Origin of the sequence: Candidatus Accumulibacter sp. ACC012, assembly GCF_907163155.1 — a bacterium.
In the GTDB taxonomy this organism is placed as follows: Bacteria; Pseudomonadota; Gammaproteobacteria; order Burkholderiales; family Rhodocyclaceae; genus Accumulibacter; species Accumulibacter delftensis.
Map to the genome: position 1 here is coordinate 80,678 of NZ_CAJQUC010000025.1, position 13,989 is coordinate 94,666.

11 protein-coding genes are annotated in these 13,989 nt (G+C 62.9%); 7 read left to right on the forward strand and 4 right to left on the reverse strand.

Going from position 1 to position 13,989, the window contains the following annotated elements; all coding sequences use genetic code 11:
- Positions 1–4: 4 nt before the first annotated feature.
- Both aat and QZ648_RS23870 read right to left on the reverse strand, forming a co-directional pair.
- Complete coding sequence (gene aat, locus QZ648_RS23865; RefSeq protein ID WP_291998488.1) at positions 5–712, reverse strand: leucyl/phenylalanyl-tRNA--protein transferase; 708 nt, start codon at positions 710–712, stop codon at positions 5–7.
- Complete coding sequence (locus tag QZ648_RS23870; protein ID WP_169066009.1) at positions 709–1,818, reverse strand: ABC transporter ATP-binding protein; 1,110 nt, start codon at positions 1,816–1,818, stop codon at positions 709–711. The genes aat and QZ648_RS23870 overlap by 4 nt, the downstream gene beginning before the upstream one ends.
- 153 nt (positions 1,819–1,971) lie before the next feature.
- Between QZ648_RS23870 and QZ648_RS23875 the strand changes: the two genes are divergently transcribed.
- A complete protein-coding gene (locus QZ648_RS23875) occupies positions 1,972–3,606 on the forward strand; it encodes an iron ABC transporter permease (protein WP_291998489.1) in 1,635 nt (544 codons plus the stop codon).
- A gap of 57 nt (positions 3,607–3,663) precedes the next feature.
- On the opposite strand, the gene QZ648_RS23880 is transcribed toward QZ648_RS23875, so the two are convergent.
- Positions 3,664–4,695 carry an extracellular solute-binding protein gene (locus QZ648_RS23880; RefSeq protein ID WP_169066011.1) on the reverse strand — a complete coding sequence of 344 codons (1,032 nt, stop codon included), beginning with the start codon at positions 4,693–4,695 and terminating at the stop codon, positions 3,664–3,666.
- 292 nt (positions 4,696–4,987) lie between these two features.
- On the opposite strand from QZ648_RS23880, the gene QZ648_RS23885 reads away from it, so the two are divergent.
- Positions 4,988–6,409, forward strand: coding sequence for a carbohydrate porin (locus QZ648_RS23885; protein ID WP_291998490.1), 1,422 nt, complete (start codon positions 4,988–4,990; stop codon positions 6,407–6,409).
- A gap of 270 nt (positions 6,410–6,679) precedes the next feature.
- On the opposite strand, the gene QZ648_RS23890 is transcribed toward QZ648_RS23885, so the two are convergent.
- Positions 6,680–7,228, reverse strand: a complete 549-nt coding sequence (locus QZ648_RS23890) for a C40 family peptidase (RefSeq protein WP_169066012.1) — start codon at positions 7,226–7,228, stop codon at positions 6,680–6,682.
- 388 nt (positions 7,229–7,616) lie between these two features.
- On the opposite strand from QZ648_RS23890, the gene QZ648_RS23895 reads away from it, so the two are divergent.
- From QZ648_RS23895 to QZ648_RS23915, 5 genes are all read left to right on the forward strand, one after another.
- A complete protein-coding gene (locus QZ648_RS23895; protein WP_169066013.1) occupies positions 7,617–8,612 on the forward strand; it encodes an oxidoreductase in 996 nt (331 codons plus the stop codon).
- Between the two features lie 32 nt (positions 8,613–8,644).
- Positions 8,645–9,769, forward strand: coding sequence for a diguanylate cyclase (locus QZ648_RS23900; RefSeq protein ID WP_291998491.1), 1,125 nt, complete (start codon positions 8,645–8,647; stop codon positions 9,767–9,769).
- Between the two features lie 71 nt (positions 9,770–9,840).
- The gene (locus tag QZ648_RS23905) at positions 9,841–11,742 is read left to right on the forward strand and encodes a propionate--CoA ligase (RefSeq protein ID WP_169066015.1); all 1,902 of its coding nucleotides are present in this window, start codon (positions 9,841–9,843) and stop codon (positions 11,740–11,742) included.
- A 193-nt stretch (positions 11,743–11,935) separates the two neighbouring features.
- Positions 11,936–12,418: a TonB-dependent receptor plug domain-containing protein gene (locus tag QZ648_RS23910; RefSeq protein WP_291998492.1), complete on the forward strand. Its 483-nt coding sequence runs from the start codon at positions 11,936–11,938 to the stop codon at positions 12,416–12,418.
- Positions 12,316–13,977, forward strand: coding sequence for a TonB-dependent receptor (locus QZ648_RS23915; RefSeq protein WP_366144240.1), 1,662 nt, complete (start codon positions 12,316–12,318; stop codon positions 13,975–13,977). Before QZ648_RS23910 ends, QZ648_RS23915 begins: the two co-directional genes overlap by 103 nt.
- Positions 13,978–13,989: the final 12 nt, after the last annotated feature.

The following is a 13,989-nucleotide window of genomic DNA, read 5'->3' on the forward strand; positions in this document are numbered from 1 at the left end:
GCAACTAATTCCAGGGTTGGTTGGCGCTGTCGGCCGGCCATCGACCCGGCTGCCACGGCACGGCGACCAGCGCGCGCAAACGGGCCATGAAATCGGCACGCGGGATTTCGCGCGCGCCCAGAGACGCCAGGTGCGCGGTTTTCATCTGGCAATCTATCATGCCGTATCCCTCACCCTCAAGGAAACGCGCGAGGTGTGCGGCGGCAATCTTGGAAGCATCGGTGGCCAGCGCGAACATCGATTCTCCGTAGAACATGCGCCCGATAGCCATTCCGTAGAGACCGCCCACCAACTGGCCATCGATCCACGTCTCGACCGAGTGCGCGAAACCGAGTTGTGCCAGCTGCCAGTAGGCGTGCTGCATTTCGCGGGAAATCCAGGTGCCGTCCTGACCGTCGCGCGGCGCTTCTGCGCAGGCGCGGATGACCGCCGGGAAGTCACTGTCCAGTTTCACCTCGTAGCGACCGGCACGCAGGCGACGGCGCAGGGAGCGCGAGATGCGGAAGTCCCCAGGGTCAAGCACCATACGCGGATCCGGGCTCCACCAGAGGATCGGTTCGCCGCTCGCGTACCAGGGGAAAATGCCATGTTGGTAGGCGTTGAGGAGGCGTTGCGGCGACAGGTCGCCACCCGCACAGAGCAGGCCGTTGGGCTCGTGCAGCGCCCGTTCCAGTGGCGGAAAGGGGGCTTTGCCTTCGAGCCAGGGAATCATCGAGGCAACGGAATGCTCTGTGCGATGGGCACGACGCTTTGCATCGGCGTCTTGAAGGCGACGACGTGGTCAACGTCGAGGCGGATGCCGATCAGCTCGCCAAGGGCATGGTTGTGATGCGAAGGAACCAGCGACAGGACTTCAACGCCACTGGCGAGCTTCAAGGTATAGAGGATTTCCGCGCCACGAAAAGCCTTGAGCCGGACTTCGGCGAGCAGTTCGCTGCGGTCGTCGTGAACGATGTCGTCGGGACGTAGCAGCACTTCGACGCCACAACCCTGACCACAGGCAGCGCAACCCTGGCTGCATTCGAGCGGCAAACGCGATTCGAGAATGCCGAGTTCGACCTCTACGTGCCGTTCATCGATGACTCTGCCAGCCATGAACACCCCCTGCCCAACAAAATCGGCGACAAAGCGGTTGACCGGCTGATGGTACAGGCGATACGGACTATCCCATTGCTGAATGATGCCGGCGGCCATGACGCCCACCTCGTCGGCCATGGCAAAGGCTTCGTGCTGATCGTGGGTGACCAGCACCGCGGTAATGTTCTGGCTCTTGAGAATGTCACGCACTTCGAGCGACAGGCGCTCGCGCAGACCTACATCGAGATTGGAGAACGGTTCGTCGAGGAGCAGCAACTGCGGTTGTGGCGCCAGCGCTCGGGCCAGCGCCACCCGCTGCTGCTGCCCTCCCGAGAGTTCATGCGGGTATTTGCCGCCCTGGCCAGCGAGGCCAACGGTGGTCAGAAGCTCGGCGGCGCGCTCTTGACGCTGCTCGGCGGCCACGCCAGCGAGACCGAAAGCGACGTTGGCCGCCACCGTCAGGTGCGGAAACAGCGCGTAGTCCTGAAAAACCATGCCGATCTCACGCTTCTCCGGCGGCAGCCGCCAACCGGCGCGACTGACGGCCCTGCCCTGCACGCGAATCTCACCGGCAGCGATCGCTTCAAAGCCGGCGATGCAGCGCAGCAGCGTCGTCTTGCCGCAGCCCGAGGGTCCGAGCAGGCAGGCGATGCTGCCGGTTTCGACACTGAAGCCGACGCCATCGACGACGGTATGCGAGCCGAAGCGCTGGACGATTCCTTCGAGTTCGAGATGGGCCATCGAAGCCTGGTGAGGAGTGGATGAGTCGGTGAGTCGGTGACTCGGTGGGCGGCGGACCCCAGCTGCTCAGTTCCTGCCGACGTCAGCCAGGACGTGAAGCAGCAAGGAGCAAGGCTGCTTGTCAATTATAATTCTCATTTACGCACTTGAATCATGATCCGCTCACCGCTCAATCCCCTGCTCGTCGTTTCTGCCACCGTCGCCGCCCTAGTCGGCCTGCCGGTGGCCAGCGTGCTGACCAACATCCTCAGCGGCGGTACCGGAACGACCTGGTCGCACCTGGCAGCGACCGTGCTGCCGGACTACATCGCCAACACCCTGGTACTGTGCCTGACGGTCGGGGTGGGGGTGGTCGTCCTCGGCGTCAGCACAGCCTGGCTGACGACCATGCATTCATTTCCCGGTCGGCGCGTCTTCGAGTGGGCGCTGGTCTTGCCACTGGCCATGCCGGCCTACGTTCTGGCCTACGTGTACACCGATTTCCTGCAGTTTGTCGGCCCCCTGCAGACTTTCCTGCGCGAGTACTTCGGCTGGAGCAAGGCCGACTACTGGTTTCCGGAAGTGCGCAGCCTGGGCGGCGCCGTCACCATGTTCGTCTTCGTTCTTTATCCCTACGTCTATCTGCTCACCCGCACGGCTTTCATCGAGCGTGCCAGCGGCATGCTCGAAGCCTCGCGCACACTCGGTCTCGGGCCCTGGCGCAGTTTCTTTCGCGTCTCGCTGCCACTGGCCCGGCCGGCCGTCGCGGCCGGCGCCGCGCTGGCACTGATGGAAACGCTCGCCGATTACGGGACGGTCTCCTATTTCGGCGTGCAGACCTTCACCACCGGCATCTATCGTGCCTGGTTCTCGCTGGGTGATCGCATTGCCGCAGCGCAACTGGCGGCGGCGCTGCTCGGCTTCGTGATGCTACTGCTGGCCATCGAGCGGGTCTCCCGCGGCCGCTCGCGCTTCTACGACACCACCGCACGCAACCGGCCACGCACTAGCCAGCACTTGTCGGGCTGGCGCGGCTGGCTGGCCAGCGCAGTGTGTGCGCTGCCGCTGACCATCGGCTTCCTGTTGCCAGCCTACCTCTTGCTGCGCCTGGCGCTGGCCAACGGCGAGGCGCGCTTTGGCGAACATTTCTTCGTCATGGTGCGCAACAGCTTCGTGCTCGCCGGCCTGACCGCAATCATCGCCGTGTCGCTGGCGGTATTGCTCGCCTACGGCGCACGCCTCTCGAAAGGGCTACTGGCGCGCGCCCTCAACCGCCTGGTCAGCCTCGGCTACGCCGTCCCCGGTTCAGTCATCGCCGTCGGTGTCCTGATCCCGGTCAGCCGCCTCGACATCTGGCTGGCCGGCCAGTGGCAAGACTGGTTCGGCGCCAACCCCGGCCTGCTGCTCACGGGCGGAATCGCGGCGCTGATCTACGCCTATCTGGTGCGCTTTCTGGCCGTCGCCTTGCAGGCGGTGAGCAGCAGCCTGGCGAAAATCACCCCGAACATGGACGATGCGGCGCGCAGCCTGGGCCTCGGTCAGGGCGCAACGCTGCGCCGGGTGCACCTGCCGATCCTGCGCAGCAGCCTGTTCACCGCCAGCTTGCTGGTCTTCGTCGACGTCATGAAAGAGTTGCCGGCGACGCTGGTGATGCGCCCTTTCGACTTCGACACCCTGGCCACGCAGGCCTATACGCTGGCCGCAGACGAACGGCTCGCCGAAGCAGCCAGCGCGTCGCTGGCCATCGTCGTCGTTGGACTGCTACCGCTCATCGCGCTGTCACGCCAGATTTCACGCCGCCATCGCTGACGCCGCTGCGGCGATCGGCGCGAGCAGCGAAATTAGCGCTCTAACGCAATCAGGCAATCAGCGATACCCCACCTGATCGAAGATCATCTGCGCCTTGGCACGATACATCGCCAGCGAGCCGACCGGCAGCGGGTCGGCCTTGAACTTGCCGAGCGCAGTCAGCGCCGGATTGTCGATCTTGATCCCGACCACCACCGGCCACTCGTTGTTACCATCGGCGAAATAGCGCTGCGCCTGGTCGCTGGCCAGATACTCGAGGAACTTGAGCGCTGCTTCCTTGTGCGGTGCATGCTTGAGAATCCCGCCACCGGAGACGTTGATGTGTGCCCCATAGCTCTGCTGGTCAGGCCAGACGACGCCGATCTTGTCCATCGTCGTGCGGTCCTCGGGCTTGTCCGAACGCATCAGGCGCGCCAGATAGTAGGTATTGGCGACCGCCACCGCGCATTCGCCAGCAGCCACCGCCCGGATCTGATCGGTATCCCCACCTTTCGGCGCGCGCGCGAAATTGGCCACCATGCCCTTCGCCCATTGCTCGGCCTTGGCCTCGCCCTGATGGGCGATGATCGACGCCATCAGTGACAGGTTGTAGGGATGCGAGCCCGAACGCGAGCAGATCTTTCCCTTCAGGCGAGGATTGGCCAGGTCGCCATAAGTCTGCACTTCCTCGGGCTTGACGACGCCTTTGGCATAGACGATGACGCGCGCACGCGTCGAGAACGAAAACCAGTCGACGGTGCGCAGATTGGCCGGAATACGCGCCTCAAGAAGCGGCGAGCTCAGCGGCGCAAAGAGTCCCAGTTCGTGCGCGGCGGCGAGCCGCGCGGCATCGACGGTGAGCAGGATATCCGCCGGGCTGTAGGCGCCCTCGTTCCTGATCCGTTCGAGCAGTTCGTCTTCCTTGCCCTCGATACGCTTGATGGTGATTCCGGTCTGCTCGGTGAAACCCTGGTACAAGGCTTCATCGGTCTGATAGTGCCGCGCCGAATAAAGATTCAGCACTTTGTCCTCGGCCTGGCTGACGCTGCTGCCGAAGGCAGCGACAACCACCGCGAGAGTCAACAGCGAACGCGAAAACAGAACTTTCATGTCATACCTCCATTGCTTGAGATGCGAATAACTCTTGTTAGCAACGGATATTAACAAGCGCAGAGCTTGCTGTAAATGCGAATTCTTCGCATTTACAGCTGTGAGATTCGGGCCGTTTGACGATCCATCATTCCTAACCATGGAAAAGTTCAGCCAAACCATGGTAACGCGAATGATTCTCATGTACATTGCAAACCCATTCCTTTGGGTCCTTGCTGCGCTAGGGCAGCTTTGACAACGGTCATGCTCCGCGAGGCTGGCTCTCGCTCACTTTTTTGGAAGATGGATGTTGATGTCCAAGTACACATTCGGCGCCGCGCGCAGCGCATTGTTGCTCACTGTCCTTTTCACTCAAGCTTCGCCTGTGCATGCTGCCGCCGGGGACGACCCCGGCGCGTCCTCAAGGGCAGACGAAATCCGGCAGAGCGAGGGCGGGCCGGCGCACGAGATGATTTCCATCGCGAGCGCCGATGTCGCTGCGCCGAACTGGCAGGAAAGCACCCTCACCGGCGACTGGGGCGGTGCCCGTCAGCGCCTGTACGACAAAGGTGCCGAGCTCGAGCTTCTCTACACCGCTGACTACCTCCGTAACAATAGTGGTGGCTTCAAACGCGGCGGCGGCTACATGGGTCATGTCGACCTGATCCTGCAAGTCGACGGTGAGAAGCTGCTCGGCTGGCAGGGCGGATCGGCGTACCTGCAGTTGATCAGCAACAGCGGCCAACGCGTCAATCTCAACTACGTCGGTAGCCTGATGGGCATTGACAACATCGAAGCTCCGGTCAACCGCAGCGGCATCTTCCAGGCCTGGCTGCAGCAGTCCTTCCTCGACGACAAGGGCTCGCTGCGGCTTGGCCTTTACCCGCTCGACTCCGAGTTCTACGTTACCGATTCGTCGGGCGTTTTTCTGCATCCGTCGTTCGGGATGTCCGCCGAAGCCGGTGATTTCGGCACCCTGGCAGGCCCTACTATCTACCCGACCAGCACCTGGGGCGCCCGCCTGCGGATCGATCCGGACCCTGCCTGGTACGCCATGCTGGCCGTCACCCGCGGCGTTACGACCGAGCGTGCAGCGACTGCCGGCCCCAACATCAGCTGGCAACAGGGCAGCGGCAGCATGGTCATCGGTGAAGTCGGCCTGCGTCCGGCCGAACTGGGCGTGACGCTCGGTGCGTCAGCTCCGGCCGCCAGCCACGCGGGTGGCTTCGAACCCATCAGCAAGCTCGCCCTTGGCGCCTGGCGTTTCACGCCGCAGTTCCCGGAGCTGGTGGCGGTCAACGCGGCGGGCGATGCCAAGACCACGACGCACTGGGGTGCCTACATTCTCGGCGAACAGACCCTTTATCGTGTCCCCGACTCGAATCGCAACTTGACGGCCTTCGTTCGCTACGGCCTTACCGACGGCAAGACCAACAACATCGACTATTCGGTCAGCGCCGGTATCGCCTGGCAGGGCGTGCTCGCTGGCCGTGAAGACGACATCTTCGGCATTGCAGCAACGCGCGCACACGTCGGCCTGCAGGGACGTGAACTGCTGGCGGCCGATCTTGGCACGCCGCTGTCGGCTACTGCGGAAACCGTCGTTGAAGTAACCTACCAGGCCCAGCTGGCACGCGGCGTGATCGTGCAACCGCTGATCCAGCGCATTTTCAATCCCGGGCTTTCGCTACCCGACTCCACCGTTGCCGGCGCCCGTCTGCAGCTGGCATTTTGAGCACCGCCGCCAAGGCGCCGGGCAACACATGCCTGCTACAGATCCCCACCCATGAACGAAGGCCTCGTCGGGAATTGTAAATGCGGCGCTACAAGTCGCTGCGGGAAATGGTTTCGGAAAGTCTGATCAAGAATGCAGCACTACACACTAAACTGACCGAATTTTCTGGGGTTCCGGCTTACCACCCCTAATCTGAAAGTCGCCTACGCAACTCAGGAGTCGCCCTTCTCTCCTCGCGGACGAAGGGCCAGGGGGGACGGTCATAACCGGTTACTGAGCGAGGCTTTTCTGCTCCTCGCGAGCCAGCAAGCGACGGGCGCCGTTGTAGCGGTTGATCCAGTAACTCTGGCGCATATCCTCGATACGCACTTCGGCACCGGAGCGCGGCGCGTGCAGGAAGCGGTTGTCACCGAGATAGATGCCGACGTGCGAGAACGCGCTCCGCATGGTGTTGAAGAAAACAAGGTCTCCGGCTTTCAGCTCCTGGCGGCCGATCACCGCACCCACCTGGCTCTGTTCTCTGGCCGTGCGCGGCAGCAACATGCCGATCGCCTCCTTGAAAACCACTTGCACCAGACCGCTGCAGTCCAGGCCGACATCGGGATTGGTGCCGCCCATGCGATAGTTGATGCCGATCAGCTCGAGACCCTTGAGAATCAGGTCTTGAGCGCTGTTGGTGTAGCGCTCGAAGAACGACGCGTCCTCGGCAATCCTGTGCAATTCGGTGGCGTAAACCGAGCCGGCACTTCCTGGGAGGACCGCTGGGAAAGCCATCAGCGCGGCAGCGAAAAGGGAGGCGAGAAGGTGTTTTTTGAGCATAGAGGCGGAATTTATGTGAAAAAAGTCACACTGTAAACCCCCAATCCAACCGCAGCTATCCCAGAAACCGATCGAAACAAGCACTGCAAGCGACTCACTTAAATGAGATATCCAATAAAAATCAGCCTCGTGGCAATGCTGCACTGCACATACGAGCAAGGGAACAAACGCGCTATATTCCTTGTCTCGCTGGCACCCGCATCGAAGACTCTAATTCTGGCAACGGCGATGACGCGCGTTGGCGCGCAAAGGTGCTGGGCTTTGTGTTTATAATCGCCGACTGTCCCGACGGTCAACGAGGCGGCAGCTTCGCCCCGCGTTTCGCTCGACTCCCGTTGTGCTCGACTCCTTGTGCTCAACCCCATCCAATCCAACGTACGGAGCCTGCATGAGTCCCTTCAAAGCGTATCTGATCGATGAACAGGAAGGTGTCACCAAAAGCGACTTCGTCAAGCTCGAGGAAGCGCAACTGGATGCGGGCGAAGTAACGATCAAGGTCGCCTACTCGAGCGTTAATTTCAAGGACGCGCTGGCGGCAACCGGCGCCGGCCGCATCATCCGCCGCTACCCCTGCGTTGGCGGCATAGACCTCTCGGGAACCGTCGCCGCGAGCAGCGACGCGCGCTTCAGCGTCGGCGATGCGGTCATTGCCACCAGCTTCGACATCGGCGTTGCGCACCACGGTGGTTATGCCGAATACGCCAGGGTGCCCGCGCAATGGGTCGTCCCCCTGCCCACCGGTCTATCGCTGTACGAAGCGATGGCCCTGGGTACCGCGGGCTTCACGGCGGCGCTGGGAATTGTGCGCATGGAGGAAAACGGTCTCCAACCGAGCAAGGGTCCGCTGATCGTCACCGGGGCCAGCGGGGGCGTCGGCAGTCTGGCGGTGGACATGCTGGCCCGGCGTGGTTATCAGGTCACGGCACTGACCGGCAAGGAAAGCGAAGTCGACTACCTCAAAAGCCTGGGCGCGGCAGCCGTGATGCTCCGTTCGACGCTCGACCTGTCGCGCATCAGGCCCCTCGACAAGACGCTCTGGGCTGGTGCCGTAGATAACCTCGGCGGCGAGGTTCTCGCCTGGATCGTCAGCACCATGAAACAGGGCGGAACGATCGCCAGCATCGGTCTGGCAGCCAGCCCGTCACTGAACACGACAGTAATGCCTTTCATCCTGCGCGGCGCCTGCCTGCTGGGAATCGATTCCGGCTACATTGGCGAGCCGTACCGCAGCAGCCTCTGGCAGCGTCTGGCCAGCGACCTGCGCCCGCAGCATCTGCAGTCGATGACGCGCTGCATCGCTTTCGACGAACTGCCCAAGGTCTTCGACGACTTCCTCAAGGGTCGTGCGCATGGCAGGGTAGTGGTCGCTGTGGGCGGCACTTGACGCCCCGGCCTTGATTGCCAGCGCCCACCGCGATGGACACCCCGCAGCAACGGCCTCGCATCCTGATTGTCGATGAATCGCGAAACGTCCGCACCCAGCTCGTCCAGCTCATCCGCGACCAGTACGACTTCCGCGAGGAAGGCGATGGTGAAGGCGGCTGGCAGGCGCTGGTCATCGATCATTCGCTGCAGCTGGTGATCTGCGCCGTGTCGATATCAATACCGCTACTCGATAGCGACGGTCTGCTGGCGCGACTGCGCTCGTCGAGGCTGGCCCGCCTGCGTCAAATTCCGGTGCTGATGATCGCCAGCAACGATGAGGAGGCCAATGTGCGCGCCCGCGCGCTCGGCGCCTCCGAGTTCATCGCCGGCAACATCGGCGCCAGCGAACTGCTGGCGCGCATCGACTCGGCACTGCGCCTGGCCCAGGCGCAGAACGTCCTCCGCGAAAATCCGGAACGCGACACCCAGCACCCCGATACCGGACTACCCACCCGCCAGCGCCTCGAAGTTCATGCGGCGCAGGCAATCTCGTATGCCCTGCGCCACGAGAGCCCGGTGAGCATTCTGATCATGGGCTTCGACCGCTTCGACGCACTGCGCAACGAGCACGGTGAAGATCTGGTCAAAGAGTTGCACAAACGTTTCGCAAGTATGCTATCCACCAAGGTGCGCAAGGAGGACAGCCTCGGCCACTACTCCGGCAGCGATCTGGCCGTGGTTTCGCCGGGTACCCCCTACCCGGCCTGCGAAGCCTTCGCCAATCGCCTTCGCGAGGCCTTCGCGGTGGCTAATATCGCGGTGCACGGCAAACGCCTCGATTTGTCGGTCAGCGTCGGGGTGGCAAATACCCCGGTTGATCGTCTAAACTCAGCGTCGTCCTTGCTCACCCTGGCCGCTCAGCGCCTCAAGACGGCGCAGCAGGCGGGTGGCAATCGCGTCGTCGCCTGCGGCGAAAAACCGTTGAGCCAGCAACCAGCGCCACGCCTAGGCCATGCCATCGACCTAATCAAGGCCGGACACGAGAACGCGGTGATCCCGCATCTCCTGCACTTGAGCAAAGAAGTACTGCCCTTCCTGGAACTACTGGAAAGGGAATTGAAGTTGGGTCTGCCTTTGGCAGAGATCCGAAAAAGGACGCTTGACCGGGAGCATTAGGCGCTCCAAGACACCCGGCAGGCGTAGTTTCCACTGCAGCACGTGGTTTAAATTTTGCACGAGGGAGTCTCATGACGACAATCCAAGAGTTTCACAAGAAATCAATCGACAATCCGGACGCTTTCTGGGGAGAAGAGGCCAAACTCATCGACTGGCACACGCCGTTCAGCCAGGTACTCGATTTTTCCCGGCCACCGTTCGCCAAGTGGTTCGTCGGAGGCGAAACCAATCTTTGCTACAACGCCGTCGATCGGCACGCCGCCACGCGACCGAACGACCGCGCGCTGGTCTTCATCTCGACCGAAACCGACCAGGAAGTGGTCTATTCCTTCGCCGACTTGAAAGCCGAAGTGATGCGCATGGCGGCGATCATGCAAAACCTCGGCGTCGGCAAGGGCGACCGCGTTCTGATCTACATGCCGATGGTCGCTGAAGCGGCCTTCGCGATGCTCGCCTGTGCGCGCATCGGCGCCATCCATTCGGTCGTTTTCGGTGGCTTTGCCTCCGGTTCGCTGGCCACCCGCATCGACGATGCAACGCCGGCACTGATCGTCTCTTCCGATGCCGGCATGCGCGGCGGCAAGGCCGTCCCCTACAAGGGCCTGCTCGACGAGGCGATTTCCCTGGCCGAAAAGAAGCCGGCGAAAGTGCTGATGATCGATCGTGGCATCGACAAGGGCTTCAACAAGGTCGCTGGTCGCGACGTAGACTATGCGACCGAACGCGCCAAGGTCATGGACACCGACGTGCCGATCGTCTGGCTGGAGTCCTCCGAGCCGTCCTACATCCTCTATACCTCCGGAACCACAGGCAAGCCGAAGGGCGTGCAGCGTGACACGGGTGGCTACGCCGTCGCCCTGGCCGCGTCGATCAAGAACATCTTCTGCGGCGAAGCCGGCGAGACCTTTTTCGCCACCTCCGACATCGGCTGGGTCGTCGGCCACTCCTACATCGTCTATGGTCCGCTGCTCGCCGGCATGGCCACTATCATGTACGAAGGCACGCCGCTGCGTCCCGATCCCGGCATCTGGTGGCAGATCGTCGAGAAATACAAGGTCAGCGTCATGTTCTCGGCGCCAACGGCGGCACGGGTGCTCAAGAAGCACGACACCGAGTACATGCACAAGTACGACCTGTCGACGCTCAAGCATCTGTTCCTGGCCGGCGAACCTCTCGACCAGCCGACGCACGAGTGGCTGATGGGCGAACTCGGCCTGCCGGTGATCGACAACTACTGGCAGACCGAAAGCGGCTGGCCGATGCTGTCGGCCATGCCTGGTGTCGAGAAGACCGAAATCCGCTACGGCACGCCGAGCTTCCCGGTCTATGGCTACAACCTCAAGATCTTCCGCGAAGACGGCACGATCTGCGATCCGGATGAAAAAGGCATCGTCGGCATCCTGCCCCCGCTACCGCCGGGCTGCCTGTCGACCGTCTGGGGCGACGACGCGCGCTTCGTGTCGACCTACTTCACGCTCTTCCGCGAGCCGCAGGTCTACTCGTCGTTCGACTGGGGTATCGCCGACAAGGAAGGCTATCACTACATCCTCGGCCGTACCGATGACGTCATCAACGTTGCCGGCCACCGTCTGGGGACGCGCGAGATCGAAGAAGCCATCCAGGGACATCCGGCGATTGCCGAAGTTGCCGTCGTCGGTGTTGCCGACAAGCTCAAGGGTCAGATGCCGATGGCTTTCGCGGTGGTCAAGAGCGCCGACAGCATCGCCACGCCAGAGCTGGTAGCTGCGCTAGAAAAGGCGGTGATGAAGCAGGTGGACGCCAGCCTCGGTGCGATCGCTCGCCCGAGTCACGTGCACTTCCTCAGCGTGCTGCCCAAGACCCGTTCGGGCAAGCTGCTGCGGCGGACGATCCAGGCCCTCGCCGAAGGTCGCGACCCGGGCGATCTGACGACCATCGAGGATCCCCTGGCCCTCGAACAGCTGCAAAAGGCACTGAGCGCCGCCCAGGCTTGAGGCCGCGGCCGCCACCTGGCGGCCAACACTTGAACCTTCAACTGCCGCCCGTGAGGGCGGCATTTTTTTGGATTCCGCTGCGGCAACAACGACCCCATTGCCGAAAACCTGAACCACGGCCATAAAGGTGCGCTGGTTTTGTCCGTTAACTACCTGTCAGTCGCCGATACCCGACCCGAGAGGCCCCCGAACCATGACCGCCAAAACCGCCGCCTCGACCCGTGCCCTCGCGCTCGCCTTCGCTTTCGCCTTTGCAACCCAGACCACAGCCCAGTCCCTGCCGCCGGAGGAGCTCGACATCAGCCTCGAAGACCTGCTCCGCGTCGAAGTGACCAGCGCTTCGCGCAAGAGCGAGCGCCTGCACGACGTGGCCGCGGCGGTGTACGTGATTAGTCGTGAAGACATCGAACGCTCGGGAGCGACGAGCATTCCCGAAGCGCTGCGCATGGCACCCGGCGTCGAGGTTGCGCGCCTGGCCAATAATCGCTGGGCGGTCAGCGTCCGTGGCTTCAACGACCGCTTCGGCAACAAACTGACGGGCGCAGCATCTACTCGCCGATCTTTGCCGGCGTCCTGTGGGAAAACGAGGACACCCTCCTCGAAGACATCGAGCGCATCGAGGTCATCCGCGGCCCAGGGGCGGCGATGTGGGGAGCCAACGCGGTCAACGGGGTGATCAACATCATCACCCGCCGACCGCGCGATACCCAGGGCAATCTGCTCGTTGCCGGCGCCGGCAACGAGGAACGCGGCTTCGCCTCGTTCCGCCATGGCGGCGAGGCCGGCGACGGCCACTACCGGGTCTGGGGAAAGGCCTTCAATCGCGACACGGCGGTCAGCGCTGACGGTCGCTCGGGTAACGACTACTGGCGCTCGGGGCGCGTCGGCTTTCGCGGCGACTGGACCGTCGCCAGCGGCCAGCGCGTGATGCTCAGCGGTCAAGCCTATTCGAACGATACCGGTGACCGCTGGCAGGTCCCCGACATCACTGCGCCGCAAGGAGTGCGGCTCACCGACATGCAGCAGACCGGCAAGGGAGCGCACCTGCTCGGGCGCAGCGAATGGATCCTGAACGATGGTTCCGAAGCCGCGCTGCAGGCCTATGTCGACGTCAGCCAGATCGAATTACCCGGCGCTTTCAAGGAGGACCGAACGACGATCGACATGGATTTCCAGCATCGTCTGCTCGTTGGCAAGCGCCACGACGTGCTCTGGGGCCTCGGCTATCGCTACTCGGGTGACCGCATCGACTCGGCAGGAATCATGTCCTTCCAGCCGGACAGTCGCAGCTTCAATCTGGCCAGTGCCTTCGTCCACGACGACATCACCCTGCTGCCGAATACGCTGCGCATGATCCTCGGCGTGCGCCTGGAAACCAACAATTTCACCGGCTATCAACCGCTGCCAAACGCCCGCCTGATGTGGACGCCAAGCGACAGTCAGTCGGTGTGGGGCTCGGTCGCCCGCGCCGTGCGCACCCCATCGCGCGGCGAACTCGACGCCGACATCGACCGGTCGGTGCAGCCGCCCGGCACGCCGGGCAATCCCTCGCCCTTCCCGATCCTGACGCGCAACGTCCAGGACGATCACGAGCTGAAAACGGAGACCGTCCTGGCCTATGAACTCGGCTACCGGCAGCGCTATGCAAACAATCTGTCGCTCGATGTCGCCGCTTTCTACAACCAGTACGGCGATCTGCGCGCGGCGGTGCTCGGCGCGCGCAGCTTCGAATTCTCGCCGCCGCCACCGCACATCGTTCAGACGATCACCCCGGACAACAACGTCGAGGCGCATACCCATGGTGTCGAGGTCTCCGTCGACTGGTCGCCGCTGCCCTGGTGGCGGCTGCAGCCGATCTACAGCTACCTCTCGCTGACCTCCTCGTCAACCAGTGGCGACCCGGTCTCCGTCGCCAGCGCGCAGATCTACAACAGCAGCGACCCGCAGCATCAATGGTCGCTGCGTTCGTCGATGTCCGTCACCGACCGGCAGCAGTTCGATCTCTGGCTGCGCTATGTCAGCAAGCTCGGCGACCGGACCTCGCAGTTCTCGATTCCGGCCTACACCACCCTCGACCTGCGCTACGCGTGGCGGCCGACGCGTGACCTGGAGTTGTCGCTGGTCGGGCAGAACCTGCTCGACAACCAGCACCCGGAGTTCGTCCCCAGCCTGCTGCCCGGGCAGGCGCTGGAAATAGAGCGCGGCGTATACGTCAAGGCCAAGTGGCAGTTCTGAGAGTGCGGAGAG

Excerpts from the sequence above, each read along its gene's own strand:
- QZ648_RS23895 (WP_169066013.1), top strand. The coding sequence starts at position 7,617 with ATGAGTCCCTTCAAAGCGTATCTGATCGATGAACAGGAAGGTGTCACC.
- QZ648_RS23870 (WP_169066009.1), bottom strand. The coding sequence starts at position 1,818 with ATGGCCCATCTCGAACTCGAAGGAATCGTCCAGCGCTTCGGCTCGCAT.
- QZ648_RS23880 (WP_169066011.1), bottom strand. The coding sequence starts at position 4,695 with ATGAAAGTTCTGTTTTCGCGTTCGCTGTTGACTCTCGCGGTGGTTGTC.
- QZ648_RS23910 (WP_291998492.1), top strand. The coding sequence starts at position 11,936 with ATGACCGCCAAAACCGCCGCCTCGACCCGTGCCCTCGCGCTCGCCTTC.
- QZ648_RS23885 (WP_291998490.1), top strand. The coding sequence starts at position 4,988 with ATGTCCAAGTACACATTCGGCGCCGCGCGCAGCGCATTGTTGCTCACT.
- QZ648_RS23890 (WP_169066012.1), bottom strand. The coding sequence starts at position 7,228 with ATGCTCAAAAAACACCTTCTCGCCTCCCTTTTCGCTGCCGCGCTGATG.
- aat (WP_291998488.1), bottom strand. The coding sequence starts at position 712 with ATGATTCCCTGGCTCGAAGGCAAAGCCCCCTTTCCGCCACTGGAACGG.
- QZ648_RS23905 (WP_169066015.1), top strand. The coding sequence starts at position 9,841 with ATGACGACAATCCAAGAGTTTCACAAGAAATCAATCGACAATCCGGAC.
- QZ648_RS23900 (WP_291998491.1), top strand. The coding sequence starts at position 8,645 with ATGGACACCCCGCAGCAACGGCCTCGCATCCTGATTGTCGATGAATCG.
- QZ648_RS23875 (WP_291998489.1), top strand. The coding sequence starts at position 1,972 with ATGATCCGCTCACCGCTCAATCCCCTGCTCGTCGTTTCTGCCACCGTC.